The organism is Bacillus cereus group sp. N11 (assembly GCF_016483605.1).
GTDB lineage: Bacteria > Bacillota > Bacilli > Bacillales > Bacillaceae_G > Bacillus_A > Bacillus_A toyonensis.
Map to the genome: position 1 here is coordinate 75,834 of NZ_JAEHBN010000004.1, position 25,230 is coordinate 101,063.

The window sequence follows — 25,230 nt, forward strand, 5'->3', positions numbered from 1 at the left end:
AATTATGACAAGAAAATGAATAATTTTCAGAAAAATAAAATAAATTATTTATTTTTTTCTGAATATATAATATAGTTATGGCACAGAAAGTATTTTAACATAAGGAGGCTTTTTATGAGGATTAAAGGGAATTACGTGCCGAAAAGGGAAGTTTTACTGTGCTCAAGTTCGATTACGATAGGAGAAGCATTGGAGCATTTAAATAAAACAGGGTATCGTTGTGTACCAGTTTTAGATGAAAAAAAAGAGAAATTTTTAGGGAATATATATAAAGTAGATATTTTAGAATATAAAGGATCACTTGACGAAAGTGTAATACAATTATTGAACGATAAAGAAGGATTTGTGAGAGAAGATTCATCTTTCTTTAAAGTATTTTTTACAATAAAAAAATTACCTTATTTATCAGTAGTTGACGAAAAAGGAATTTTCCTTGGAATTTTAACGCATAAAAAAGTTTTTGAGTTATTAGAAGATGCATGGGGCGTTCATTCTAGTAAATATTCTGTCATGATTGGAACGCAAGACTATAATGGAGCGATCCAAAAGTTATCGACAGTTTTGAAGAAATACACTGGTATTCAAAGTTTAATGACTTTTGATAATGATGCTCTATTAGTTCGTAGAATTATGTTTACATTAGGAGAAGAGTTTGAAGATGGTGAATTAGAAACACTTCAAAAAGATTTAGAAGATCATGGATTTAGAGTTGTGTATGTAGAAGAGATGAATAATCCACGTGAAGTAGAAACGATAGAGTAACATGCAAAAGCCATCTAACATATGTTAGATGGCTTTTGGAATTATTTTAAAATAATAATATAGAATGAGTCTAGTGCTCGAATAACATTTGTGTGAAAGAATATAAAATGTAGATAATTTTGATTTTCAAAAAAATCAATTTGAAAATATGTTTTTATTTTTCAACTAAATATGTTACTATATGTGTGATAAAAACAAAGAGGTCTGACAACTATACTCCACGTAATAACACTCTAATGATTTAAATATTCAAAAAAATCAAAAATCAAAAACAAAAAATAATGACGAGATTAATAATTAGAGTAATAATAAGGGGAATGGAGAAATTATGGAGAAAGACACTGCTTTGTAAGGGGCATATTTTATCATCTTGAGCAGAGAGGAGGATGCATAGCATATTGTGAAAATAAAGATAAACAATGAAAAAGTGCTATGCAAATGAAGAGTATGAAGGGACGATTGAGGCCAGGTGATACGGTAGCAATTGGTTTAATGCTATTTGCATTATTTTTAGGAGCAGGAAATTTAATTTTCCCGCCAGTTTTAGGTCAACAAGCAGGAGAGAATGTTTGGATTGCTACGATAGGATTCCTTGTAACGGGAGTCGGATTACCCCTATTAGCTGTAACAGCTGTCGCGTTTGTAGAGGGGGACTTGAAAGCGCTATCTTCTAGAGTTCACCCTATATTTGCGTTTATTTTCCCATTGGTTAGTTATTTAGCAATTGGACCATTTTTCGCAATCCCGCGTACGGGAGCCGTTTCGTTTGAAATGGGTATGAAGCCGTTTTTATCAGATGCAATGGTTTCAGAGTGGTACATGCTATTTCTTTTCACTATATTTTTCTTCGGAATAACGTGGTATTTATCATTAAATCCATCTAAATTAGTCGATTGGTTTGGAAAATTTCTTACACCATTATTAGTATTAATTGTTGCTGTTATTGTCGGGAAAGCAATTATTGATCCAATTGGAGAACCGGCTGCACCTTTAGCTGCTTATAAAGAGAATGCTTTCTTTGGTGGATTTATTCAAGGATATTTAACGATGGATGCGATTAGTGCACTTGTGTTTGGGATTGTTGTAGTACAAGTTATTCGCTCAAAAGGGATAAAAGAGAGCGGACAAATCGCAAAAATAACAGTTGTATCAGGGATTATTGCTGTATTAGGCTTAACGTTAATATATTTATCACTTGCATATCTCGGATCTACAAGTACATCACTTGGTGTGTCGGAGAACGGTGGTCTTATTTTGACGAATGTTGTAAATGAGTTGTATGGAACAAGTGGCAAAATTTTATTAGGACTTGTAATTATACTCGCTTGTTTAACAACTTCTGTTGGATTAACATCTGCGTGTGCTGGCTTCTTCACAAACTTATTCCCAAGACTTTCGCATAAAACGATTGTAACTATGGTATGTGTATTTAGTTTAATTGTATCTAACCTAGGGTTAACACAATTAATCACAGTAACATTACCAGTGTTAATGATCATTTATCCAGTTGCAATTGTATTAATCGTTCTTTCATATTTCCATAAATGGATAGGGAAGCGTAATACAATTTACATTGGGGCGATTTTAGGTGCGTTGTTAATTAGTTTCTTTAACGGTTTAGAAAGTGCGAACATTAAAATTGATGCGATTTCTAATGTACTTCAAATGTTACCATTATATAAAGAAGGAATAGGATGGTTAATCCCATCATGTATTGGCGGAATTCTTGGTTTCTTCTTCTATAAATCAAATGAATCAAGTGAATTACAAAAGAAAGGTGCTTAGGCGCCTTTCTTTTTTTAAAGGGGATTTTTGTATTTTGTCTAAGTAATAATTGGGAGGAATGATAAAATGGCTAATTTTGAAGATTTTTTAACTTTTGATGTAAGAATTGGAACAGTAACACAGGCAGAGGAATTTAAAGAAGCGAGAGTACCAGCGATTAAACTAGAAATTGATTTTGGGGAGCTTGGGGTCAAGCAGTCAAGTGCTCAAATTACGAAGAGATATAATCCAGAAGACTTAATTGGTCAGCAAATTGTTGCTGTTGTAAATTTTCCGCCAAAGCGTGTAGCTGGATTTAAATCGGAAGTGCTTGTATTAGGAGGAGTTCCTGAAGCTGGTGATGTTGTGTTGCTTCAGCCTAATATGGAACTGCCAAATGGAACGAAAATTAGTTAGTGTGAGGGTAGGGGACAATATGGATATCGGACGAGAATATTTACAATGTGTCATTTCTAATTTCAAAACAACAAAACAGCAAGGAGAACGGGCACTTTCTCAATTATCATACGAACAAATACAATGGTCTTCTCATGAAGAAACAAATAGCATAGCGATTATAATGAAACATTTGCACGGTAATATGCGTTCCAGATGGACGGATTTTTTAGCATCTGATGGTGAAAAAGTTGATCGTGACCGAGATGGTGAATTTGAAGGAGGCTATTCTTCAAAGGAAGAAGCCCTTGCAGCGTGGCAAGAAGGATGGGAATATGTTTTTAATACGATGAATACTATAATGCCGGAAGATCTATTGAAGACGGTATACATTCGTGGTGAAGCACATACGGTCCTGCAAGCAATTGAAAGGCAAATTTCTCATTATGCTTTGCATATTGGACAGATTATTTACATCGGTAAAATGTTAAAAGAAAATGAGTGGGAATGTTTAAGTATTCCGAGAGGACAGTCCACTCGTTATGTAGAGAAAAAACGTTCAACATAATAATATGAAAGAAATCGATATAAAATAGGAAGCAAAAAAATAAGCCAAATGATAGACGGCTCCGTAAGCATAAGAATGCTACCAACAATAAGGCCGTATATAATTAGAAAGAAACAAAAAAGTGTATTCATAGGGATAAAACGTGGGATGAAAAGTTGTTGCTGCTTAAAACAACTGTTGTGAAATAAATAAAAATGGAAGTACCGTGTAGTGGTAATAAGGTCTTTCTTTCGTGTAATTCTTTTTCTACATGTATGACAAATGAACGGTGGCTGCATTTCGTTACGCTCCATTTTTTATTTTCATAATAATGTGAGACAAAAGTAGGTACAAAGTGTATGTTCCTATATACGCTCCTGCAATAAGGAAAAATGGATTCAGTAAAATTCCATGAATGCTCGTCATGAAAACTAAATCTTGTATTAAAACATCGTATATATTAATGGAAATAATTGTACCGAGTACATACAGTGCTAAATACGCAGAAATATGTAACACAATAGAGACTTTTGGATGTTTAGCGGACAAATAAAAAATGAATGATAGAGCGATTGGTAATATTCCTATTAATAGCTTCAATTCATTTCACCTCATTAACAATATAGCCGGAATTTAAACGGTCTATTCTCTAGAGCTTGTACATAACTTGAAATAGAGAGGGTGATAGTATGAATCGAGGCTTTTTTTATGTGAAGTTTACAAGTGTACGTAAGTTAGTTTTATTTATTATTACTACGGTACTAGCGACTTTTTTTCTTATTAGTATGATGGTAACCTCTATGAAAGAGACAAAGTCAACGTATTTATATAATTGGTTAAATGAGTTATCGATGAATGGCTACATGTATGTTCTTGGAAAAGAAAATCATTATTTTACACAAGAGTATCGAAATTTGAATCAAGATTTTTCAATCTCTTCGTTTCTCTTTTCTATGGCTACGAATATTCGTTTTAACGATGTACGTAGTTTTGTCGGAAAAGAGCTTCCTGGCTTTGGTAAGTACGATACAGAAATCGTTATCGCAGGTGAGGGAACAAATTATTCTAACTTACCGATAGAGTCGAGTGTTCCTCTTGAAGAAGTAGTGAAAGAACGGACTGGAGAAGGTGGACAAGCGCCAAAGCCTGATACGAATAAAGAGAAAAAACAACCAGCTCAAACAACTGGAAAAAGACAAGTTGCATTTATATATCATTCGCATAGCTGGGAATCTTATTTGCCGTTACTGAACTTAACGAATGATCCAAACCCGAATAAAGCGACAAGTTCTGTAACGAATATTTCCATAGTCGGCGACCGATTTCGTGAACAATTAGAAAGCGAAGGAATCGGATCTACTAACGATAAGACTGACGTTGGTCAAAGGTTAATTAGTAAAGGGTTAAATAGTAATAGTTCTTACAAAATGTCACGGGAAATTGTACAAGAAGCGATGGCTGGTAATAAAGAATTACAATACTTCTTCGATTTACACCGTGATAGTGCACGGAAAAATGTAACAACAAAAACAATTGGAGATAAATCGTATGCTAAGCTTGCTTTTGTAATTGGGAAAGGTAACAAAAACTATGAAAAAAACTTACAATTAGCAACTGCGTTACACGAGACGATTAGTAAGAAATATCCGGGAATGAGCCGTGGTGTAATTCAAAAAGGATTCCAAACAGGGAATGGAGTTTACAATCAAGACCTATCAGGACAAGCGATATTAATTGAAGTTGGCGGGGTAGATAATACAGAGGAAGAACTAAATCGATCAATTGATGCACTTGCTAAGGCATTTGGTGAATATTTTTGGCAAGCGGAAAAAGTGAATGGATAAAGTGAAATTTGAATGAGTGGTGGGCATTGCCAATGGTTATCAGCCTACATCAATTAGGGGAAAACGTAAGTGTAAAGCTTACGTTTTTTGTTTGTCATGAAACGAGGATGATAAGATGTCACATTATAGACATAATTTATAATTGCTATAGTAATATCGAAATTTGTCTATTTATAATAGGGGAATTAGAAAGGGATTTTCGCAATAATGGAGAAAATCTTTTTACAAGGAAAATTTTTCACAATGAAATAGGTAGGGTGATTTAAGTGATTAGGGAGATCAAAGTAGAAGATGCAGCCCCATTTTTGCAATTAAGTAAGCAATTAGATGAAGAAACGAAATTTATGTTATACGAGCCAGGAGAAAGAAAAACTACAGTTGAGCAACAAGAGCAAATGATTCATCGATTTATACAGAATGAAAAAGCAACAATATTTGTAGCGATTGAAGAAGAGAAAATAGTAGGATTTATTTTAGTGAATGGAAATAACATACAAAGAAAGAGACATGTTGCAGCCATTGTAATTGGTATATTGCAAGAGTGTAGTGGGCGTGGTATTGGAACGAGCTTGTTTAAAGAGGTTGAGAAGTGGGCAAGATTACATGATGTATGGCGTTTAGAATTAACGGTAATGGCCCACAATACAAGAGCTCAGGCACTATATAGAAAAGAAGGCTTTGAGAAAGAGGGTGTCAAAAAAGCTGCTCTTATTATCGATGGACAAAACATTGATGAGTATGAAATGGCCAAATTATTAAAATAAGAGGTCGTTATATGAAAAAAAGATGGACACTACTTGGTATCGTAGCGGCGATACTCATTGTTGGAGTAGCAGGAATCAATTATAAAATGTATAAGGATAAGCAGGCACAGGAAGTGAATGTAAATAACATATTTCCGAAAGCGAAAGAAACGATTGCGAATATGGATGGGGATATTGCGGTAATTAGTAATCCAAATTCGACGCTTGTACTTGTGAATAAAAGTAGGCGTTTACCAGATGGGTATAGACCGCCAGATTTAGTTATTCCGAAAGTACGTTACTCTAGTGAAGGTGATCAAGAAAAGAAAAAAATGAGGAAAGAGGCAGCTAGTGCGCTTGAGGACATGTTTCAACAAGCTGATAAAGAGCGTATTTTCCTTTTTGCAGTCTCTGGATTTAGATCTTTTGATCGACAAAAGGCATTAAATACGATGTATAAAAAACAAGATGGAGAAGCGAAAACTGCGATGTCTAGCGCGATTCCTGGTACGAGTGAACATCAAACTGGACTAGCTATGGATATTACATCGCAATCTGCTAAATTTCAGTTAGAGACAGTTTTTGGGGAGACGAAAGAGGGGCAGTGGCTTTCTGAAAATGCCCATAAATTTGGTTTTGTGATTCGATATACAAAAGAAAAAGAATCAATTACGGGCTATCGGTTTGAACCATGGCACGTAAGGTATGTGGGAAATCCACAAGCTACATATTTATATGAAAATCAACTGACGCTTGAAGAAGTAACAGAGTGAACAATTGAGGGGAGAGAAATATAATGACGATGTTATATAAGAAAAAAGTACATGCATATATTACAAGAGAAAAAGAAGGGATGAAGCAATTACTTGTTTTTAAACATCGTGATATACCTGAAGCTGGTATCCAAGTGCCAGGGGGAACAGTTGATGAAGGAGAAACGTTAGAAGCAGCAGTTTTACGTGAAGTACAAGAAGAATCTGGATTACGTCATTTATGTATAGAGCGTTTCCTAGCAGATTACATCATACACGTGAAGGAAAAACAGGAATATCAAAAACGCCACTTTTTCCACGTAACATTACTAACGAATGTAAAAGATACTTGGGAACATATAGTAAGTGCCGGTGAGGAAGATGAAGGTTTAGTATTTTGCTACGAATGGATTGATATTGCAAAATGCCCTGAATTAGCAGGAAAACAGGGAGAGTTTTTACATTTGTTAGATGTGGTATATGCACAGTAATAAAAAGAGTTTGAAGCGAAGGATGAATCGTTTCAGACTCTTTTTATTTTTCGGGAAATTAAAGGTGTATTAAAAAGTAAGTTGAAACTTTTTAAAGGGATATTAATTTGGAATAGGCTGAGGTGAAAAAATGAAAAAGTAAGAAGTATTCGTAAAAACTAAAAGGGATATAAAGGAGAATATAAATGGAAATTCAGTTTAATCCAGTATTAAAAAAAGAATTAACAATTCATGATATACAGACCGCAATGGAAGAAGGGACGTTATCTTCCAAAGAATTAGTTATATATTATCTTTATAGAATTGCACAATATGATCAAGGTGGACCGAAAATTAATTCTATTTTAGAAATAAACCCGGATGCTATTTTTATTGCAGAAGCGTTAGATTATGAAAGGAAGATAAAAGGTGTAAGGGGACCATTGCATGGTATACCTGTTTTGCTAAAGGACAATATTGAAACGAATGATTCCATGCATACAAGTGCAGGTACGATTGCCCTAGAACAAAATATAAGTAGCGAAGATGCATTTCTCGTTACAAAACTGCGAGAGGAAGGAGCGGTGATAATAGGTAAAACGAATATGACAGAGTTAGCAAATGCAATGTCTTTTGAAATGTGGGCTGGATATAGTGCAAGAGGTGGTCAAACAATCAATCCATATGGAACGGGCACGGATGATATGTTTGTTGGTGGCTCTAGTACAGGGGCCGCAATAGCAGTTGCCGCTAATTTTACAGTATTATCTGTTGGGACAGAAACGGATGCCTCTATTTTGAGTCCAGCTGTTCAAAGCTCTGTAGTAGGCATTAAACCAACTGTCGGTCTAATTAGTCGTAGAGGAATTATTCCGTTCACTTATTCACAAGATACAGCGGGACCATTTGCTAGAACAGTAACAGATGCCGCTATTTTACTAGGGAGTTTAACTGGAGTGGATGAGAAAGATGTAGCTACTCATAAAAGTGAAGGTATGGCATATGAAGATTATACATCTTATCTTGATGTTAATGGTTTAAAGGGAGCGAAGATTGGTGTTTATAGTAATGCTCCAAAAGATTATTACGAAAATGGTGAGTATGATGAAAATTTGTTTGAGGACACGATCCAAGTATTACGTAGTGAGGGAGCGACAGTAGTAGAAAATATTGATATTCCTTCCTTTCATAGAGAATGGAGCTGGGGAGTTCCGCTTTATGAGCTGAAGCATAGTTTAGATAACTATCTTTCAAAATTACCTTCTACTATTCCCGTACATTCTATTTCAGAATTAATGGCGTTTAATAAAAACATAGCAGAAAGAGCTTTAAAATATGGACAAACTAAGTTGGAGGGAAGAAAAGATTATCCTAATACGTTAAGAAATCCAGAATATTTACATGCAAGATTAGAAGATATATATTTTTCGCAAAAACAAGGTATTGATTTTGCATTGGAAAAATATAATCTTGATGCGATACTATTTCCGTCTTATATAGGCTCTACTATATGTGCGAAAGCAGGTTATCCGTCTATAGCAATACCAGCAGGGTATATGGAAAACGGGAGACCTTTTGGAATTACGATTGCAAGTACTGCTTTTCGTGAAGGAATATTAATTAAACTAGCGTACGCTTTTGAACAAGCGACAAAGCATAGAGAAATTCCCAACTTGTCATGAATAGAATGTACAAAAGGACAGGAATTTCCTGTCCTTTTTGATTTATTGATTAAAGTGAAATATCTTTCTGCTCTGTCTTATGATATTTTAATAGGCTAAAAGATAAACAGGCAGAACATAAAATAAGAAAAGAAGCAATCATATAAATCGTACGAACACCGAACATATCAGTAATAATGCCAACGCTAAGCATAGAAAGACCAGAAGCTGTTGAAAGAAGGGCGCCGTGTGCTGTATACATTTTCGATAATAGAGAAGGGGCGACACTAGATTGTAAAACCGTCGTTTGAGAAATATCTCTAATTTGATAACATGGTCCCATTAGAACACATAGGAAAAGCGCAATAAATCCACTGCTTGTTATACCATATAAAAATGTAAGAATACTAAATATAAGTGATCCTATCGCCATGGAGCGTATTAAATTTTTTTGAATATATGTACTTATTTTCCACGCTAATAGACCACCAATTAACGTGCCCACATAATAACTTGTGTTAATATATCCCCACCATTCTTCTCCTTTATGCAGAACAGTCGTTACATATGCCATCGTAATAGCGCCAATCCATATCGTCCCTGCGAAAGTTTCAATTAAGTCCATTAATGTAACTGTGCGCAAAGAAGGATGATGAAATAATAGTTTCCAGCCTTCAAATAAAGCTGTGTTTTTTGAAGAAGAAGGCTCTGTTACTCGTTCGGTATGGATGGAATGTAATGAAATATGCAATGCAATACATCCGAAAATCATTAAAATAATAGTAATCATGAATGTAGAAGTAGCGCCAATGAGCAGAACGATAATACTTGTAAATGAATAAGCTGCCGCTTGTACAATTTGTGATGAAAAGGAAAAGATACTATTTACTTTTACTAATCTTTCTTTTGGTGTTAGGCGTGGAACAATACTGTATAGTAATGGAGCACTCCACCCACTACATAAAGAAATGAAAAAAATGAAAGTTAATAGAGTTACAATGTTTTTGGAAAGGACCGGAAATAATAGCGTTAATAACATGAATAGGGCAGTTTTTGTCCATTGTAATATAAAAAGTACTGAATAAGATGAAAAACGATTCATTATAAGTGGTGCAGATATGTTTGCGATCAAATTTGTGATAACTTGTAATAATGGAAAAAGGGCAGTAATAGTAGCTGATTTAGTTGATATATAGATATGAGTTGTAATAATCATTATGTAAACGATGTCAGCAAGAGTAATACAGATTTTTGATCCTAAATAGTATGATATTGAATGATTCCACATTAAGGATATCACCTTCCAAAAAAATACAAATTCGAGTTAGAATTATTATAAACTGAAAAAAATAATTTTAAAAGAATTAAATTTTTTGTCATTTTTTGAAAGGAATTTTCATGTATAATGAAGAATATATTGATATAGTATTTTATTAATACTTATTGTAACAGCGAATATGTACGATAGCTTGCAGTAAACGCCCAAGTATGAGAAAGGGCGGATAAACCATTCTTTTCTTCATATACATATAGAAAATGAGAAAGAAAGTGAGGGTTGCATATGGCTGGTTGGGTGATTTGGTTTATTATAGCGGGTATTTTATTTATCGCGGAAATGTTGTCGATAACGTTTTATATGCTTTGGCTTGGAATTGGAGCTGTTGTCGGAGGTCTTATTGCTTTATTTGCTCCGGATGCACTATTGTTACAAGTTACTGTTGGTGCGATTGTAAGTTTAACATTGACATTCTTTACGAAAAGAATTTCAAAAAACTTTCGAGAAGCAAAAGGTTTTACGGATACAGTAGATATGCTTGTCGGTAAAAAAGGAATTGTTGTGCAAGCGATTACAAATGAAACGAACGGTATTGTGAAGGTGGATGGAGATACTTGGACAGCTATTGCAGATGTTCCGATTGACACTGGAGAAAAAGTCGTTGTTATAAAGAGGCATAGTACTATATTACAAGTAAAAAAGGAGAGTGAATAAATATGATAGCATTAACGTTAACAATTGTATTCGCGCTAATTGTAGTTACATTTATCGCATTAACAATTAAAATTATTCCTCAGCAAAAAGTTGGGGTTGTTGAAAGATTTGGTAAGTTTCAGCGTATTATGCACCCAGGATTAAATATATTAATCCCAATTGTAGATCGCGTTCGTGTATATCACGACTTACGTATTCAACAAACGAATGTACCACCACAAAAGGTAATTACGAAAGATAACGTACAAGTAGAAATTGATACAATTATTTTCTATCAAATTGTCGAACCTGAACTTGCGACATATGGTATCTCAAACTATGAATATGGTGTTCGTAACATTACTTCTGCAACGATGCGTCAAATTATCGGTAAAATGGAACTTGATGAAACGTTATCTGGTCGTGAAAAAATTTCAACAGAAATTCGCTTAGCGCTTGATGAAGCAACAGAAAAATGGGGCGTTCGTATTGAGCGTGTTGAAGTAGTAGACATTAACCCGCCAAAAGATGTGCAAGCATCGATGGAAAAACAAATGAAAGCAGAACGTAATAAACGTGCGATTATTTTAGAAGCTGAAGCAGCAAAACAAGATAAAGTTCTTCGTGCGGAAGGGGAAAAACAAAGTAAAATCTTGATGGCCGAAGGGGATAAAGAAGCACGTATTCGAGAAGCTGAAGGTTTAAAAGAAGCCAAAGAATTAGAAGCGCAAGGGGAAGCAAGAGCAATTGAAGAAATCGCAAAAGCAGAACAAAACCGAATTGAATTACTTCGTGCAGCAGATTTAGATGAACGCGTACTTGCTTATAAATCATTTGAATCATTGATTGAGGTTGCAAAAGGACCAGCAAATAAAGTCTTTATTCCATCTAATGCAATTGAAACACTTGGTACTCTTGGGGCAATCGGAGAAATCTTTAAAGAAAAACAAGCGAAGAAATTGCCTTCAAATGATACAGGTAAAGAACAATAAGAGTGAGGAAGAGGAATGGGATGCCATTTCTCTTTTTTGTGCGTATATTACGAAAGGCTTGTACATATCCATGTATAAAGAAGGTGATACAGTGAAAAAGTATGCAACTCGTATACATGGGAAAAAACTAATCTCGTTACTTTTTTTATATGCGCTAATAGTAATAATTATCGCGTCAATTTTGACGTCGCTTTTACATACAATGAAATCAAGTTATGCGAATCAATGGTTTGGAAAAGTGTCTATGCAAGGTTTTGTTCAAATGATAGAAAGTGAGAATCACTATTATGGATTTGATTATTTTAAGCAGAATAAACGGGAGTCTGTTGGGAATTTGATGTTCTCTATTGCGACAGATTTGAAAATTAAAGATTTAAGAACATTTGTCGGTAAAGAAGTACCTGGTATGTCAAAGTATTACTCTAACATTATCGTAGCTGGGGAAGGGACAAACTTTACGAATATCCCGAATGAATCTAGTGTACCGATTGAAGAAGTAACGAAAGAGCGAGAGGTAGCAAAAGATAAAGTTACAGAAGCAGAAAAGAATAATCCGGTGCAGAAAAAGAACGGAACGAAAAAAGGTGAAAATGCAGTATACATTTACCATACACATAGTTGGGAATCCTTCTTTCCTTTATTACCAGGAGCTACCGATCCATCGAGTCCAGATGTAAATGTGTCCTTATTAGGAAAACGTATGAAGGAGCAACTTGAAGAGCAAGGAATTCCAGTAGTTCATGATAAAACGAATATGGGTGATTTACTGGCAAGTAAAAAATGGAAATGGTATCAATCGTATACAGCATCTCATGGATATGTAAAGGAAGCATTAGCACAAAATAATAAAATTACTTTTCCAATTGATATACACCGTGATGATCAGCGCAAGAAAGTAACTACAAAAGTAATTAACGGGAAATCGTATGCAAGATTATATTTTATAATTGGGATGGAAAATGAAGGACGTACTGAAAACGAAAAAATTGCAAGAGCAATCAATAGTTATTTAGATGAAAACTATTACGGATTAAGTAGAGGGATTTTTCCGAAGTATAAAAAAGATGGAAACGGCGTTTATAACCAAGATTTATCTAAAAACGCGATGTTAATTGAAGTTGGTGGTGTGGATAATACGTTAGATGAATTATATAACACAATTGATGTATTAACGGAAGCACTTAGTAAGTATTATTGGAATGATGCGGAGAAGGTAAATGGGTGAGGGACGGGAGACCGTTCCTTTTTTATTATGAAAAGTTAAAAATATGATATAATGTAATCTTCTGAACATTAAATCAGGGAGTGGGGGAACGAATGCAAATACTATTAATACGACACGGAGAATCCGAAGCGGACATCCTGAATGTACATGAAGGAAGAGCTGACTTTGAATTAACAGAAAAGGGAAGACAGCAAGTACAAAGACTTATACAGAAAGTGAAGGCTGACTTTCCACCAGATTTCATTTGGGCAAGTACATTAAAACGTGCCCGTGAAACTGGTGAAACATTAGCGGAAGCAATTGGTTGTCCAATTCAATTAGAAGAGGAATTAATGGAGTTTAATAATGGGGTGCAAGCCGGTTTATCTTTTGAAGAAGCGAAAAAATATCCTGAGCCAAAGTTTCTTCATGACCGTTTTGAAAATGGAGAATCATTTATTGAATTTAGAATGAGAATAGAAGGAATCTTTTCTAAAATCGTGACAGAGAATACATATGATCAGATAGCAATCGTTGCACACGGTGGTGTAATAAATAGTCTATTACGAGCATTTTTCCAAATGCCAATTTCAATGGATTATTACTTTAAAATAGGAGATACGGGAATAAGTTTAATTGAAATTGATGGTGAACAAAAAACGGTACATTTCATTAATGATACGAATCATTTAGGCGGGATGTAGAGACTTATGTATAAAGTTGTATTTTTCGATGTTGACGGTACGCTTTTAAGTGAGATTGATAGAAGTATGCACGAAAGTACAAAAGAAGTGATAAGAAGGTTAATAGATAAAGGGATTCACGTAGTTGTTACAACAGGGAGACCATATAGTTTATGCTCACAATTTAAAGAACTAGGCATAGACACATTTATTTCTGCAAATGGTGGACATATAAAGTGTAAGGAAGAAGTTATTCATAAATCGATACTTTCAAGTGAAATTGTTCATGATATTTCAAATTTCGCTGAATTACATGGTCATAGTGTTTCTTACTTTACAGAAGAATTTTCTATGAATGGTATAGCCTCAAAAGATGAACGTGTAATACGAGCATTAAACGAAACTTTAAATTTAGAGCGGTATCCTGATAAAGTTAGAAACTTATCAGAAGAGATGTATTGTATATGTCTGTATGCTGATGAAATGGAAGCTCAAAAATTTTTTGAAAGATATCCAATGCTTACGTTTGAACGTTTTCATGGTTATGTTATGAATGTGCTGGAAGATAATAAAGTATCGAAGCTAACTGCAATCCAAAAGGTATTGGAACATTTAAATATTTGTAAGTCAGGAGCAATGGCATTCGGAGATGGTGGAAATGATATTGAAATGCTACAGTATGTAGGTTTAGGAATTGCGATGGGGAATGGTGGAGAAGAGTTAAAAACAAAAGCTGATTTCGTTACAAAGAAATCAAGTGAAGGTGGCATTTCGTTTGCTTTAAAAGAGTTTAGGATCATTTGAAAAAATAATTAGTAAGTGAAAAAAATCCTGTTTTCATAATAGAATTTTTTTCTAACAATACTCTTGCAATAAAAGGAAGGAAATGAGTATAATATAAAAGTAGTTAGGTAAGCTAATTAAATAGGGGGAAGGAGAGTGAAAATGAATGGATTCAAAAAAAGGTGCTCTTCCTTTAGGGATTGATCCATATGCAGAGTTAATAAAAAAGACAGCATCAGCGGAAACAGATCCAATCGCAGCAAAACTTGGTTTGTTAATGTTATGGACGTCTGATAATGTTCTTGATGCTGTTGACGTAGATTTAGCTCCGCTTGGTATTTCGGAAAGCAAATTAGATTTTTTATTGTTATTTATTTTGCGTGAAATGGAATCGAATGGAGAAGAAGTGAACATGAGTCCGTCGGATATAGCGAGTCGATTAGGGATTACACGTGCTTCTGTCACCGGCTTATTAGATTGGATGGAGAAACGAGAGTTAATCGTAAGGTTCCATCATTCTGAAGATCGAAGAAGATTAAAGGTGAAAATTACTCCGAAAGGAAAAGAACTAGTTACACATTCTTTACCGACTTTTTGGTCATCTTGCGCTTCGTTAGTTAATGACTTTAATCAAGAAGAGCGTCAAGTGTTAGAGAAGCTATTAAATAAAATGCAAGTAATTATGCAGATGAAATTAGGCGAAGGTAGGTAAATAAGTTGATTGTGAGAGTCAACTTTTTTATTTAAACATATAATTAGGTTACCTTATTATATGTTTAGCTAATTTAAAGGGCGATAATGTATTTATTAACGTAAACGAATTAAGTGAGTGTTGAAGGGATTTTATTTTGAGTCATTTACTTTATAAGTTTTCAATCGATGAGGAAAATCAATGTAAGGGGGAGATTTTATGATGGAAATATCAAAAGAAGTAAATAGTGGGAGGAATTATACAGTAATGACAGCGGTGTTATGTTGGGCAGGTATGGTAGTTATGTCCAGCCTATATGTGACGATTCCTTTAATCGCTCTATTTTCAGACATTTTTAAAGTTTCATTAGCGCAATCTGCGGCTACAGGCAGTATATTTTCGGTAGGTTTTGCTATAGGTTGTTTGTTATTTGGGGCAATCTCTGATAAATATGGGCGAAAAAAAGTGATTTTTATTGGATTGCTTGCACTGTCGATTGTTTCTTTTTTCTTAGGGTTTGTGGATAGCTTATTTTGGCTTATTATTCTTCGAGGGTTACAGGGAATAGCAGCAGCTACATTTTCTCCAGTGGCGTTAGCTTACGTTGTAGAAATGTTTCCAGTAGAGAAAAAAGTTACAACGATAGGGTTTGTTAGTACCGGTTTTTTAGTAGCTGGAATTGCAGGGCAGGTAATAAGTACTGCTGTTAGTCAGCATTTTGGATGGCATATGGTGTTCTTTCTTCTTAGCTTTGTCTATATCATTACTGCTGTATGGGTTCATTATTCTCTTCCGAAAGGGGAAACGTCTCAAGCTTATACGGATATTTTGGGGCCAATGAAACAGATGGGGAAAGTTTTTACACATAAAAGCTTAGTATGGAGCTATATGGTTGCGTTTGTTTTATTAATGGCTTTTGTTAATATGTATACTGTTTTAGGGAATTATTTGAGCTCTTCTACTTACAATTTAACAGCAGAACAAATTCTATATTTTCGCCTAGCAGGGTTATTTGGTATGTTACTATCACCACTTGCAGGTCGTTTAACAAAGAGGTTCGAAGTAAAGAAAGTTCTTCAAGGAGGATTGTTAGTTGCTATTTTTAGTCTAAGTTCAATGGGATTTATTTCGACACTGCCGTTACTTGTAATGATGAGCGTCTGCTTCGTAATAGGTATTGCTATATCGGTTCCATCTTTAGTTTCTCTTGTCGGCCAATTAGGAGGGAGAGCAAGGGGAATAGCGGTTTCTATTTATACTTTCGTTTTATTTTTAGGAACTAGTATAGGACCTATTATTTCTATTTATCTTATGAAAATAGGGGACTATGCTCAGACGTTTATTTTATTAGGAGTCATACTCTTTATTGGCTTTGTTTCCACTCTTTTCATTCAAATAAAGGAATGCAAGGATCTTTAACATGCTCAACTAGTAAAATGTGAATTTGACTGCGATGATGATAAAAGTGAGCGACGATTTCAAGTAACCATTCGAATCGAGAATAAGCAATATCCCAATAAGCAGTCATAATTTCCGCTAATTCTTCATTGGAATAGGATAAAAAAGTTTTAGAAAGTAAATCGTACCCTTGTATCATCATTTGTTGCATTTGAGCAATTGTTTCGGGTGTTTGTTCTATATAAAAGGTATGTAACTCTTTTTCCGAAATACCATTTAAGATGAGTAAATCAGCGTGGCAAATAAGGGAAAGATGTGTACACATTTCAAATAATGACCGCTTTGATTCAATCAGTGTTATTTTCAAATCACTTTCATTATATTGATTCAGTATTTGGATAGAAGTATCAACAGCAACTTTTAGTTGATGCAACGCAGATTGTACAAACATTGTAATTCTCCTCATCTCCATATATAATAAATTCTTAAGGGTATTATATCATACTTAAAATTCCGAAAATTCTAGTAGTTTGACTAGCATAGTGAAACGTATTATATTGTAAAAGGTCATATGAAACGTGAAATAGAATGGAATGCAATTATTGAGTTAGGAGTTAGACCAATGAGTTTGAAATATGGAAGAGATACAATTGTTGAAGTTGACTTAAATGCTGTAAAACATAATGTAAAAGAATTTAAAAAACATGTAAACGATGAAAATATTGCAATGATGGCTGCTGTAAAAGCGAATGGGTATGGCCATGGGGCAGTTGAAGTTGCGAAAGCTGCGATTGAAGCAGGGGTGAACCAGCTTGCAGTTGCATTTGTCGATGAAGCGATCGAATTAAGAGAAGCTGGAATCACTGTACCGATCTTAATATTGGGTTATACATCAGTTGCAGCTGCGGAATCCGCAATTCAATATGACGTTATGATGACAGTCTATAGAATAGAAGATTTACAAGGCATAAATGAAATTGCACAACGTCTTCAAAATAAAGCACGTATTCAAGTGAAAATCGATACAGGAATGAGCCGTATCGGTTTGCAAGAAGAAGAAGTTAAACCATTTTTAGAAGAATTAAACCGTATGGAGTATGTAGAGGTAGTAGGGATGTTTACACATTACTCTACGGCAGATGAAATTGATAAATCGTATACGAATATGCAAACAAGTTTATTTGAGAAAGCTGTAAATACAGCAAATGAATTAGGGATGCAAATACCATACATTCATAGTTCAAATAGTGCAGGGTCAATGGAACTAAGCAATACATTTCAAAATATGGTTCGCGTTGGTATTGGGGTTTACGGCATGTATCCTTCGAAAGAAGTGGATCATACAGTCGTTTCCTTACAGCCTGCATTGTCATTAAAATCAAAAGTAGCTCATGTTAAACATGCGACGAAAAATCGTGGTGTTAGTTATGGAAATACGTATGTAACAACGGGTGAAGAATGGATTGCGACTGTGCCGATTGGTTATGCTGATGGCTATAATCGCCAGTTATCTAATAAAGGGTATGCATTAATTAATGGAGTTCGAGTGCCGGTTATTGGTCGTGTTTGTATGGATCAGCTTATGCTGGACGTTACAAAAGCGATGCCAGTACAAGTAGGGGACGACGTGGTATTTTACGGCAAACAAGGTGAAGAAGAAATTGCTGTAGAAGAAGTAGCGGATATGTTAGGCACAATTAATTATGAAGTTACATGTATGTTAGACAGAAGAATTCCTCGTGTTTATAAAGAACATAATGAAACGACTGCGGTTGTAAATATATTAAGAAAAAACTGAATCGATATGATTCAGTTTTTTCTTTACTTTTCGTAAATGAAAATTGGGCTATTGATGTTTTTTGAACAAGTCATAATAATTATGCTTCATTATAATTTCAAAGCCACAATGTGTATATAACTGTAAAGCATTGTTATTTTTCGTTTCGACGTCTAATTCAATCGTTGAAACTCCTTCTGTAATGAGTGTATGTACCATATAACTTAGAATATCTTTACCATATCCTTTACCTTGATAAGAAGGATGGACTGCGAAGCCTGAAAGTGTAGTAGATCGCTCTTGGTGAGTAACTGTAATCGTTCCAATTGATTTTTCATTCATAAGAGCAACGTAAACTTGATGAGAAGGTGACTTCATCATTTTTTGTAACCATGTGGATGTATTTGCTACAGAATCCCCGAAAGCTTTACTAGAGATTTCTATGAGATCAGGAAGTAATTCTGAAGATGCGATGGAAAGTTTAATAGTATTCTTCATTGTTTCTCGTTTTTTATTTGATTTACACGTCATATTATACTCGCTGTATAGATAAGGTAATTTCATTTGATTTGCAAATGCTTTCCCAGATGAGGAATCTCCGTTAATGATGAGAAGAGCTTCGTCTATGTCTCTTTTTTGTATTTCGTTCATGGCAGTTTGTAAAAGGGTAGTGCCTATATGTTGTTTTCTATAGTTTGGGTGCACGAATCCTATTAACTCCAGTTTAGTCGGTCTTTCAAAGTCGTACATACTTAATGCACCAATTAATTGGGTATCATCAAAAAATAGAAAATCATTGATTTCTTTTTTATTACGAGCAGTTAAAAAGTTAACATGTAAATCTGATGAGTAATCAATTTGATCGTATTGTCCGCAAATATGAGCTAAATCTTTCATTTGCTGAATTTCGTTTGCTGTTAAAGATTTCTTTTTTTCAATGTTCATTTCATAATCCCTCGCAATCGTTTTTAAAAATAGGATGGGTAACTTAACCATTTCTTTAATTCCACACTACCTTGAACAGATAACAGTCGGTACAAATAACGATAAGGCTGTCTACATTCCTCAAGATGAGGAATAGACATAATTGTTTCGTAACCACTTTTAAAGGCATGAGCCTCTTTTTCTGAAAGTACATATTCTAATCCGATAAAATCAAACTCTCGCGGGGCAACTGCATAAGCTTCTGTATCTACTAAACCAGTAATAGTTATACCATCTGATAAAAACTGAGTAGGATCCATATCAATTAAGACGAGTGTAGATTCCTTTGGTGTTGGTAAGGTAGAAAGTTGTGACTCAAAAGTATGAAATGTGTTATATATGCTCTCGTTATCGGAATAAAACCTATTCACAAGTTCTTTACTCACTTTTAAAATGTGTGGCTGGAATTCCGCTAGTGGAACTTGGAGTGTACGTGACGGATTTCCTACGAAATGGGCTGTATACTTATGTATTTGTGCTAGTCCTTTTCCTAGGCTGAATAAAATAGAATCTGGTTGCCCAATAAAAGATTGAACTGTATTACCTACTAATTTTTCAGCCACAATGAATTCTCGGCCATCTAAAATATGTTTTTCTAAAATTGTTGGGATAGGAAGATTTGTATGTTTTTGCAGCAATGCATGTACCGTTTCTAAATGATGTACGTTCCTTGGATCAATTCCAAAGAGATTTTTGCATCCCCACCAAAAATCATTATTTGGCTCTTCATTCATTTTAGAAGAACGAACGATAACTTCTGCATCTGCTGTTTGAATGAGAAAAACGTCACTTGCATGATCTTCATAGCCTGGATGTAAAGCTCGGATGGATAGAATAGGTGAAGTGAATAGTTGTTGTAACATGAAATTCCCTCATTTTTTCTGTAAATTCTATAAATTCATTATATAACAGAATATGTACCCCGTGGATCATGATAGGGGACAATATAGAGCATACATAAATTTATAGTGAGAAATCAGCATGGAAATTATATTTTTCTAGTTTTGTATGAATTATCAAAATAATGTTTTCGAATGATAAACGTGAAAAATGCTCGAATGTAAAGTTCGTATGATACGAGATATGAAAAGTAAAAGGGGAATGAAGTGCCTATTTATAAGGTTCTGTACTCGTAATAGTGCGGGCTTTAGACAATATTTCTCAATAATAAAATGAAGAGAAAGATAGGAAGAAGGAGAATAGATTCCTATATAATAGATTTAAATTAATTAACATGATTTAGTATTAATTAATGTGTGTTGAATCGAAAGGAGAGAATGGTATGGCGAACGTACTCGTAATAAATTTCCCTGGAGAAGGTCATATTAATCCGACGATAGCAGTTGTTAATGAGTTAATTCGACGTGGGGAAACAGTTGTATCATATTGTATTGAAGATTACAAAAACAAGGTTGAAGCAACAGGCGCTGAATTTCGATCATTTGAGAATTTTCTTTCGCAAATTAATATTATGGAACGAGTTAATGAGGGTGGTAGTCCTTTGACGATGCTGTCCCATATGATTGAAGCATCAGAACGTATTGTTACTAAAATTGTAGAAGAAACAAAAGGAGAAAAGTACGATTACTTAATATACGATAATCATTTTCCGGTTGGACGTATTATAGCGAATATTCTACAGTTGCGAAGCGTTTCTTCTTGTACAACCTTTGCTTTTAATCAGTACATTACTTTTAATGATGAGCAAGAATCGAGCCCAATAGATGAGACCAATCCATTATACCAATCTTGTGTAGTGGGAATGGAAAGATGGAAAGAGCAGTATGGAATGAAATGTAAAAGTTTGTATGATATTATGAATCATCCTGGCGATATTACGATTGTATACACTTCAAAAGAATATCAGCCACATTCGGATGTATTTGATGAATCGTATAAATTTGTCGGTCCATCAATTGCTACTCGAAAAGAAGTGAACAGTTTTCCTATTAAAGATTTAAAAGATGAAAAAGTGATTTTTATTTCTATGGGAACAGTTTTTAATGAACAACCTGCCCTGTATGAAAAATGTTTTGAAGCGTTTAAAGATGTAGAAGCGAAAGTCATATTAGTTGTTGGTAAGAAAATAAATATAAGTCAATTTGAAAATATTCCGAATAACTTTAAGTTGTATAATTATGTGCCGCAATTAGAAGTATTACAGCATGCTGATGTATTCGTGACACATGGTGGTATGAACAGCTCGAGTGAAGCGTTATATTACGGTGTCCCGTTAGTTGTAATTCCGGTAACAGGAGATCAGCCTTTAGTTGCGAAACGAGTGACTGAAGTAGGGGCTGGAAAAAGGCTTAATCGTAAAGAATTAACTTCTGAATTGTTACGTGAGACTGTAAAGGAAGTAATGGATGATGTAACGTTTAAGGAAAATAGTCGTAAAGTTGGAAAGTCACTTCGAAATAGTGGTGGGTATGAGAGAGCAGTTGATGAAATATTTAAAATGAAAATGAATTCATATTTAAAGCTTAAATAAAGTGAAACTTTAATCAGTGTGGACTTTGTTCATCTACAACTGATTGTTAGCTCACACGAATCGGGCGTTTTTGGGTAGCCGATTCTTTGTTTCAGCTTGAAATTTGAAACGGGAGTCTACTGCTCGCGAATAGCAGAATAAACGCTTAAAACACACTTATTGTAATATGTAAGTGTGTTTCTTCTATTTGGCTTTAAATCAATTACATAAAAATCACTGTAAAGGTGAAACTTCTGTGTATATAAACTGATATCTTTGTATTAGTAGTAAGATTACGTTAAAATAATACTAAGAAAATATATAAGTTTTGGGGGTAATGAATGAAGAGAGTATTTGAATACGTATTATTAACAATTGGCTCCATTATTGTAGCGGGTTCACTAGAGCTTATTTTAGCACCTAATGGACTAGTAGATGGCGGGGTAACGGCTATTGCTATTATGGCAAATAAAGTTGCAGGATTACCGCTGTATGGTGTGTTTTTAGGACTTAATATTCCTATTTTACTATTTACTGCAAAAGTAATGGGGAAGAAGTTTTTTATACGTACATCGTATGCGAATGTCGTTACAACACTCGGATTGATTTATTTAAAACCATTTCCAGCGATTACAACTTCTGAACTATTAATTGTACTTTATGGTGGCGTACTGTTTGGAATTGGTGTAGGGATTGTAGTGAAAATGGGCGGAGCAATAGATGGCTCAGAAATGTTAGCAGTTTGGATGAACAAACATTTTAAGGTACCGATTAGCACATTTTTACTTGCTGTAAATGCAGTCATTTTCATTTTTGTGGCCATTTTATTTTCAATCGAACAAGCGATGTTCTCATTAGCAATTTTCTATATTGTTACGAAGATGATTGATTTCATATTAGATGGCATTAATCAAGGGAAGAGCGTCATGATTATTTCTGGTAAGAATAAAGAAATAGGCGATCTACTTATGAAAGAATTGCAATTATCCGTTACGTATCTACATGGAGAAGGTGGTTTTTTAGGAGAGCATAAGAGAATCATTTATTGTATTACAAACCGTTTCATTTATCCGAAAATGAAAGATCTCGTTCTCTCTGTAGATCCAACTGCTATAATTGAAGCTTCTTATTCAACAGAAACAACTGGTGTGAAGCGTCCGGGAAGGACTGCCCGATCAGGTGATTAACTAAAAGAAGATTGTCCAAAAAGCTATTTTGGACAATCTTCTTTTTTGTTTTGTTGAATTTTTATTGTATTACGAGTTAAACTCAGCGTTAGCAAATTCTCTTTTAACTAGGAAACCAAGCTTCATTCAATAAGTTTACTACCGTTTCAATTTTATTTTCGGGAATACTACCGAAACCGAGTAATACGTAAGATTCTTTGCGTAAATCATTTACAAAATCATAGGGAGAAAGTGGATATAACTTAATACTTTGTTTCTTAGCTGATTCAATAAGTTCTTGTTCATTCATATTGTTATGGATACGTAGAACAATATGAAGACCTGATTGTTCACCAAGAATTTGAACATTAGTACCCATTTCTTTCACAATGAATTTTACTAATGTATGATGTTTTCTTTTATACAACGTACGACTGCGGTTAATATGACGTTCCCAATTTCCACTTTGTATAAAATTAGCGAAAGCAAGTTGTTGTGTAGTAGAGACTGTTTGTTTAAAAATACCTTGCAACGCTTCATACGTTTTTAAAAGATGCGGTGGTAAAACAACATATCCCATTCGTAAAGAAGGTAAAAAAGATTTTGAGAAAGTCCCCATATAAATAACACGTTCATTTGAGTCAAGACTTTGTAAAGACGGAATTGGTTTACCTGCGTAACGGAACTCCCCATCATAGTCATCTTCAATAATATATCCATCGCGATCATTGGCCCATTTTAACAATTCCAATCTTCTAGATAAAGGCATAATCATTCCAAGCGGAAATTGATGTGATGGCGTAACGTATGCGACATTGGAATTTGTATTGTATAAGTTAGAAATATGAATCCCTTTTTCGTCTAATGGAATGGGATGAATTTGTTGATTGCAGCTTTTAACAATTGCATGTATACGGTGAAATCCAGGGTTTTCAATGCCGTACTCTTTTGTAGGACCAAGCAGTTGAATTAGTAGCCAAAGAAGTGGCTGTGTTCCGGCACCAATCACAATTTGATCAGGTGAAGAATATACACCGCGCGCATGATATAAATATGTTGAAATATGTTCTCGAAGAACGAACTCACCTTGTGGGTCTTCTTTAGCAAATAACGCATTTTCGTACTTTAGTATTGCTTCTTGTAACGCTCTTTTCCAGTTTGTAATCGGAAAAGCAGTTTGATCAATAAGACCTTGGCTACAATCATATTCAAACGGATCTTCTATTAAATTGCTCTTTTCCTTTGCCATATTTAATTTTTTATTCGGGATAACGTCAATATCGACATTTGCAACAAAAATACCACGCTTCGGTTTACTTTCTACATAACCTTCAGCTAATAATTGTTGATAAGCTGATTCAACAGTAATGCGGCTAATATTAAGTTGTGACGCTAAGTTTCTATGTGAGGGAAGACATGTACCAACAGAAATAGTTCCCTGTATAATTTCATATTTTATAAATTCGTAAATTTGTAAGTAAATAGGTGTATTGCTTTCTAATTGCAATGGGATAGTAAAATCCATAGTAAGAACTCTCCTTTAAAACTGGCCTTATAAAAAATAATTAAACTGTCACTTAAGTGAAGGGCAGACACTCCCTATAATAATGATATAACATTTAGAAAATTATACAAATTGTTAGGGGAGAGTTCAAATGAATGTTAAAGAAGTAGTAACAGAAGCACAATTACATGAAGTATTACCTGTTTTACAGCAATTACGAACACAGCTTTCTGAAGAGGAAGCAGGCTTTTTATTTCGAAAAATGAAAGAAGAAAATTATAAACTATTTTCGTTACGTAATGAAGATGATGAAGTTGTTGGCCTTGCCGGTGTAGCAATTTGTACGAACTTTTATAATAAGAAGCACGTTTTCGTATATGACCTTGTAACAGCAGAAGCACATCGTTCAAAAGGATATGGGAATGTATTACTTTCTTATATAGAGAACTGGGGAAAGGAAAATGGATGTGAGTCTATCGACTTAACATCAGCGTTTCCTAGAATTGATGCTCATCGTTTTTATGAAAGGGAAGGGTATGATAAGGTAAGTTATTCTTTTCATAAAAAATTATAAAGAAAGATAGGTTCTATATGACATAATATAGAACCTATTTCATTTAGAAAGGTTTATAATTTATTTTGTATAAATAAAGAAAATGATTGGAGCGTT

At 34.4% G+C, this 25,230-nt stretch carries 27 protein-coding genes; 20 read left to right on the plus strand and 7 right to left on the minus strand.

From position 1 onward, the window contains the following. Window positions 1-114: 114 nt before the first annotated feature. The 4 genes from cbpA to JDS98_RS08180 all read left to right on the plus strand — a co-directional run bounded on the left by cbpA (window position 115) and on the right by JDS98_RS08180 (window position 3,490). Window positions 115-762 carry a cyclic di-AMP binding protein CbpA gene (gene cbpA / locus JDS98_RS08165; protein WP_001220521.1) on the plus strand — a complete coding sequence of 216 codons (648 nt, stop codon included), beginning with the start codon at window positions 115-117 and terminating at the stop codon, window positions 760-762. Between the two features lie 447 nt (window positions 763-1,209). Continuing rightward, window positions 1,210-2,547, plus strand: coding sequence for a branched-chain amino acid transport system II carrier protein BrnQ4 (brnQ4, locus tag JDS98_RS08170; protein ID WP_395935011.1), 1,338 nt, complete (start codon window positions 1,210-1,212; stop codon window positions 2,545-2,547). A 66-nt stretch (window positions 2,548-2,613) separates the two neighbouring features. Continuing rightward, entirely contained in the window at window positions 2,614-2,943 is a 330-nt protein-coding gene (csaA, locus tag JDS98_RS08175) for a chaperone CsaA (RefSeq protein ID WP_001263027.1), read from the plus strand. Beyond that, window positions 2,924-3,490: a DUF1572 domain-containing protein gene (locus tag JDS98_RS08180; protein WP_199631383.1), complete on the plus strand. Its 567-nt coding sequence runs from the start codon at window positions 2,924-2,926 to the stop codon at window positions 3,488-3,490. Before csaA ends, JDS98_RS08180 begins: the two co-directional genes overlap by 20 nt. On the opposite strand, the gene JDS98_RS08185 is transcribed toward JDS98_RS08180, so the two are convergent. Continuing rightward, the gene (locus JDS98_RS08185; protein WP_044810160.1) at window positions 3,463-3,768 is read right to left on the minus strand and encodes a hypothetical protein; all 306 of its coding nucleotides are present in this window, start codon (window positions 3,766-3,768) and stop codon (window positions 3,463-3,465) included. The genes JDS98_RS08180 and JDS98_RS08185 overlap by 28 nt on opposite strands. A gap of 4 nt (window positions 3,769-3,772) precedes the next feature. Beyond that, window positions 3,773-4,069: a hypothetical protein gene (locus JDS98_RS08190; protein WP_000770731.1), complete on the minus strand. Its 297-nt coding sequence runs from the start codon at window positions 4,067-4,069 to the stop codon at window positions 3,773-3,775. Between the two features lie 89 nt (window positions 4,070-4,158). Here JDS98_RS08190 and spoIIP (JDS98_RS08195) point away from each other — a divergent pair, with 89 nt between their 5' ends. From spoIIP (JDS98_RS08195) to JDS98_RS08215, 5 genes are all read left to right on the plus strand, one after another. Beyond that, window positions 4,159-5,313: a stage II sporulation protein SpoIIP gene (gene spoIIP / locus JDS98_RS08195; RefSeq protein ID WP_001079305.1), complete on the plus strand. Its 1,155-nt coding sequence runs from the start codon at window positions 4,159-4,161 to the stop codon at window positions 5,311-5,313. A gap of 266 nt (window positions 5,314-5,579) precedes the next feature. Next, window positions 5,580-6,077, plus strand: a complete 498-nt coding sequence (locus tag JDS98_RS08200) for a GNAT family N-acetyltransferase (RefSeq protein ID WP_199631384.1) — start codon at window positions 5,580-5,582, stop codon at window positions 6,075-6,077. Window positions 6,078-6,088: 11 nt separating this feature from the next. Further along, a complete protein-coding gene (locus JDS98_RS08205; protein WP_016091007.1) occupies window positions 6,089-6,829 on the plus strand; it encodes a M15 family metallopeptidase in 741 nt (246 codons plus the stop codon). 23 nt (window positions 6,830-6,852) lie between these two features. Beyond that, a complete protein-coding gene (locus JDS98_RS08210) occupies window positions 6,853-7,299 on the plus strand; it encodes an NUDIX hydrolase (RefSeq protein ID WP_097854932.1) in 447 nt (148 codons plus the stop codon). Window positions 7,300-7,484: 185 nt separating this feature from the next. Beyond that, on the plus strand, window positions 7,485-8,960 hold the full coding sequence (locus JDS98_RS08215; RefSeq protein ID WP_199631385.1) for an amidase family protein: 1,476 nt from the start codon (window positions 7,485-7,487) through the stop codon (window positions 8,958-8,960). Between the two features lie 49 nt (window positions 8,961-9,009). Here the strand turns inward: JDS98_RS08215 and JDS98_RS08220 are convergent, their stop codons facing one another. Next, window positions 9,010-10,227 (minus strand): MFS transporter, encoded by a 1,218-nt coding sequence (locus tag JDS98_RS08220; RefSeq protein ID WP_199631386.1) that lies wholly within the window; start codon window positions 10,225-10,227, stop codon window positions 9,010-9,012. 273 nt (window positions 10,228-10,500) lie between these two features. Here JDS98_RS08220 and JDS98_RS08225 point away from each other — a divergent pair, with 273 nt between their 5' ends. The 7 genes from JDS98_RS08225 to JDS98_RS08255 all read left to right on the plus strand — a co-directional run bounded on the left by JDS98_RS08225 (window position 10,501) and on the right by JDS98_RS08255 (window position 16,680). Further along, window positions 10,501-10,929 carry an NfeD family protein gene (locus tag JDS98_RS08225; RefSeq protein WP_000929499.1) on the plus strand — a complete coding sequence of 143 codons (429 nt, stop codon included), beginning with the start codon at window positions 10,501-10,503 and terminating at the stop codon, window positions 10,927-10,929. Window positions 10,930-10,931: 2 nt separating this feature from the next. Then, the gene (locus tag JDS98_RS08230; protein ID WP_199631387.1) at window positions 10,932-11,900 is read left to right on the plus strand and encodes an SPFH domain-containing protein; all 969 of its coding nucleotides are present in this window, start codon (window positions 10,932-10,934) and stop codon (window positions 11,898-11,900) included. Beyond that, window positions 11,878-13,125: a stage II sporulation protein P gene (gene spoIIP / locus JDS98_RS08235; protein ID WP_306472800.1), complete on the plus strand. Its 1,248-nt coding sequence runs from the start codon at window positions 11,878-11,880 to the stop codon at window positions 13,123-13,125. The genes JDS98_RS08230 and spoIIP (JDS98_RS08235) overlap by 23 nt, the downstream gene beginning before the upstream one ends. A gap of 92 nt (window positions 13,126-13,217) precedes the next feature. Then, window positions 13,218-13,808 carry a histidine phosphatase family protein gene (locus JDS98_RS08240; RefSeq protein WP_199633774.1) on the plus strand — a complete coding sequence of 197 codons (591 nt, stop codon included), beginning with the start codon at window positions 13,218-13,220 and terminating at the stop codon, window positions 13,806-13,808. A 6-nt stretch (window positions 13,809-13,814) separates the two neighbouring features. Beyond that, window positions 13,815-14,591 (plus strand): Cof-type HAD-IIB family hydrolase, encoded by a 777-nt coding sequence (locus tag JDS98_RS08245; protein ID WP_087970096.1) that lies wholly within the window; start codon window positions 13,815-13,817, stop codon window positions 14,589-14,591. Window positions 14,592-14,736: 145 nt separating this feature from the next. Further along, the gene (locus JDS98_RS08250) at window positions 14,737-15,282 is read left to right on the plus strand and encodes a MarR family winged helix-turn-helix transcriptional regulator (RefSeq protein ID WP_000377478.1); all 546 of its coding nucleotides are present in this window, start codon (window positions 14,737-14,739) and stop codon (window positions 15,280-15,282) included. A 201-nt stretch (window positions 15,283-15,483) separates the two neighbouring features. Then, window positions 15,484-16,680 (plus strand): MFS transporter, encoded by a 1,197-nt coding sequence (locus tag JDS98_RS08255; RefSeq protein ID WP_199633823.1) that lies wholly within the window; start codon window positions 15,484-15,486, stop codon window positions 16,678-16,680. Here JDS98_RS08255 and JDS98_RS08260 read toward each other — a convergent pair. Beyond that, on the minus strand, window positions 16,649-17,110 hold the full coding sequence (locus tag JDS98_RS08260) for a DinB family protein (protein WP_199633775.1): 462 nt from the start codon (window positions 17,108-17,110) through the stop codon (window positions 16,649-16,651). The genes JDS98_RS08255 and JDS98_RS08260 overlap by 32 nt on opposite strands. 171 nt (window positions 17,111-17,281) lie before the next feature. Here JDS98_RS08260 and alr point away from each other — a divergent pair, with 171 nt between their 5' ends. Then, window positions 17,282-18,457, plus strand: coding sequence for an alanine racemase (alr, locus tag JDS98_RS08265; RefSeq protein ID WP_087970111.1), 1,176 nt, complete (start codon window positions 17,282-17,284; stop codon window positions 18,455-18,457). Between the two features lie 48 nt (window positions 18,458-18,505). Here alr and JDS98_RS08270 read toward each other — a convergent pair whose 3' ends face one another. Next, window positions 18,506-19,381: a GNAT family N-acetyltransferase gene (locus tag JDS98_RS08270; protein WP_098000891.1), complete on the minus strand. Its 876-nt coding sequence runs from the start codon at window positions 19,379-19,381 to the stop codon at window positions 18,506-18,508. Between the two features lie 23 nt (window positions 19,382-19,404). Then, window positions 19,405-20,283 carry a protein kinase family protein gene (locus JDS98_RS08275; RefSeq protein ID WP_098226401.1) on the minus strand — a complete coding sequence of 293 codons (879 nt, stop codon included), beginning with the start codon at window positions 20,281-20,283 and terminating at the stop codon, window positions 19,405-19,407. 419 nt (window positions 20,284-20,702) lie between these two features. On the opposite strand from JDS98_RS08275, the gene JDS98_RS08280 reads away from it, so the two are divergent. Both JDS98_RS08280 and JDS98_RS08285 read left to right on the plus strand, forming a co-directional pair. After that, the gene (locus JDS98_RS08280; RefSeq protein ID WP_098820995.1) at window positions 20,703-21,911 is read left to right on the plus strand and encodes a macrolide family glycosyltransferase; all 1,209 of its coding nucleotides are present in this window, start codon (window positions 20,703-20,705) and stop codon (window positions 21,909-21,911) included. A gap of 320 nt (window positions 21,912-22,231) precedes the next feature. After that, the gene (locus tag JDS98_RS08285; RefSeq protein ID WP_000831972.1) at window positions 22,232-23,077 is read left to right on the plus strand and encodes a YitT family protein; all 846 of its coding nucleotides are present in this window, start codon (window positions 22,232-22,234) and stop codon (window positions 23,075-23,077) included. A gap of 103 nt (window positions 23,078-23,180) precedes the next feature. On the opposite strand, the gene pdxR is transcribed toward JDS98_RS08285, so the two are convergent. Then, window positions 23,181-24,581: a MocR-like pyridoxine biosynthesis transcription factor PdxR gene (gene pdxR / locus JDS98_RS08290; RefSeq protein ID WP_098184065.1), complete on the minus strand. Its 1,401-nt coding sequence runs from the start codon at window positions 24,579-24,581 to the stop codon at window positions 23,181-23,183. Between the two features lie 130 nt (window positions 24,582-24,711). Here pdxR and JDS98_RS08295 point away from each other — a divergent pair, with 130 nt between their 5' ends. Continuing rightward, entirely contained in the window at window positions 24,712-25,134 is a 423-nt protein-coding gene (locus JDS98_RS08295; RefSeq protein ID WP_001101105.1) for a GNAT family N-acetyltransferase, read from the plus strand. The last annotated feature ends 96 nt before the right edge of the window (window positions 25,135-25,230 follow it).

Excerpts from the sequence above, each read along its gene's own strand:
- cbpA (WP_001220521.1), top strand. The coding sequence starts at position 115 with ATGAGGATTAAAGGGAATTACGTGCCGAAAAGGGAAGTTTTACTGTGC.
- brnQ4 (WP_395935011.1), top strand. The coding sequence starts at position 1,210 with ATGAAGGGACGATTGAGGCCAGGTGATACGGTAGCAATTGGTTTAATG.
- csaA (WP_001263027.1), top strand. The coding sequence starts at position 2,614 with ATGGCTAATTTTGAAGATTTTTTAACTTTTGATGTAAGAATTGGAACA.
- JDS98_RS08180 (WP_199631383.1), top strand. The coding sequence starts at position 2,924 with ATGGAACGAAAATTAGTTAGTGTGAGGGTAGGGGACAATATGGATATC.
- JDS98_RS08185 (WP_044810160.1), bottom strand. The coding sequence starts at position 3,768 with ATGCAGCCACCGTTCATTTGTCATACATGTAGAAAAAGAATTACACGA.
- spoIIP (WP_001079305.1), top strand. The coding sequence starts at position 4,159 with ATGAATCGAGGCTTTTTTTATGTGAAGTTTACAAGTGTACGTAAGTTA.
- JDS98_RS08205 (WP_016091007.1), top strand. The coding sequence starts at position 6,089 with ATGAAAAAAAGATGGACACTACTTGGTATCGTAGCGGCGATACTCATT.
- JDS98_RS08210 (WP_097854932.1), top strand. The coding sequence starts at position 6,853 with ATGACGATGTTATATAAGAAAAAAGTACATGCATATATTACAAGAGAA.
- JDS98_RS08215 (WP_199631385.1), top strand. The coding sequence starts at position 7,485 with ATGGAAATTCAGTTTAATCCAGTATTAAAAAAAGAATTAACAATTCAT.
- JDS98_RS08220 (WP_199631386.1), bottom strand. The coding sequence starts at position 10,227 with ATGTGGAATCATTCAATATCATACTATTTAGGATCAAAAATCTGTATT.
- JDS98_RS08225 (WP_000929499.1), top strand. The coding sequence starts at position 10,501 with ATGGCTGGTTGGGTGATTTGGTTTATTATAGCGGGTATTTTATTTATC.
- JDS98_RS08230 (WP_199631387.1), top strand. The coding sequence starts at position 10,932 with ATGATAGCATTAACGTTAACAATTGTATTCGCGCTAATTGTAGTTACA.
- spoIIP (WP_306472800.1), top strand. The coding sequence starts at position 11,878 with ATGATACAGGTAAAGAACAATAAGAGTGAGGAAGAGGAATGGGATGCC.
- JDS98_RS08240 (WP_199633774.1), top strand. The coding sequence starts at position 13,218 with ATGCAAATACTATTAATACGACACGGAGAATCCGAAGCGGACATCCTG.
- JDS98_RS08245 (WP_087970096.1), top strand. The coding sequence starts at position 13,815 with ATGTATAAAGTTGTATTTTTCGATGTTGACGGTACGCTTTTAAGTGAG.
- JDS98_RS08250 (WP_000377478.1), top strand. The coding sequence starts at position 14,737 with ATGGATTCAAAAAAAGGTGCTCTTCCTTTAGGGATTGATCCATATGCA.
- JDS98_RS08255 (WP_199633823.1), top strand. The coding sequence starts at position 15,484 with ATGGAAATATCAAAAGAAGTAAATAGTGGGAGGAATTATACAGTAATG.
- JDS98_RS08260 (WP_199633775.1), bottom strand. The coding sequence starts at position 17,110 with ATGTTTGTACAATCTGCGTTGCATCAACTAAAAGTTGCTGTTGATACT.
- alr (WP_087970111.1), top strand. The coding sequence starts at position 17,282 with ATGAGTTTGAAATATGGAAGAGATACAATTGTTGAAGTTGACTTAAAT.
- JDS98_RS08270 (WP_098000891.1), bottom strand. The coding sequence starts at position 19,381 with ATGAACATTGAAAAAAAGAAATCTTTAACAGCAAACGAAATTCAGCAA.
- JDS98_RS08275 (WP_098226401.1), bottom strand. The coding sequence starts at position 20,283 with ATGTTACAACAACTATTCACTTCACCTATTCTATCCATCCGAGCTTTA.
- JDS98_RS08280 (WP_098820995.1), top strand. The coding sequence starts at position 20,703 with ATGGCGAACGTACTCGTAATAAATTTCCCTGGAGAAGGTCATATTAAT.
- JDS98_RS08285 (WP_000831972.1), top strand. The coding sequence starts at position 22,232 with ATGAAGAGAGTATTTGAATACGTATTATTAACAATTGGCTCCATTATT.
- pdxR (WP_098184065.1), bottom strand. The coding sequence starts at position 24,581 with ATGGATTTTACTATCCCATTGCAATTAGAAAGCAATACACCTATTTAC.
- JDS98_RS08295 (WP_001101105.1), top strand. The coding sequence starts at position 24,712 with ATGAATGTTAAAGAAGTAGTAACAGAAGCACAATTACATGAAGTATTA.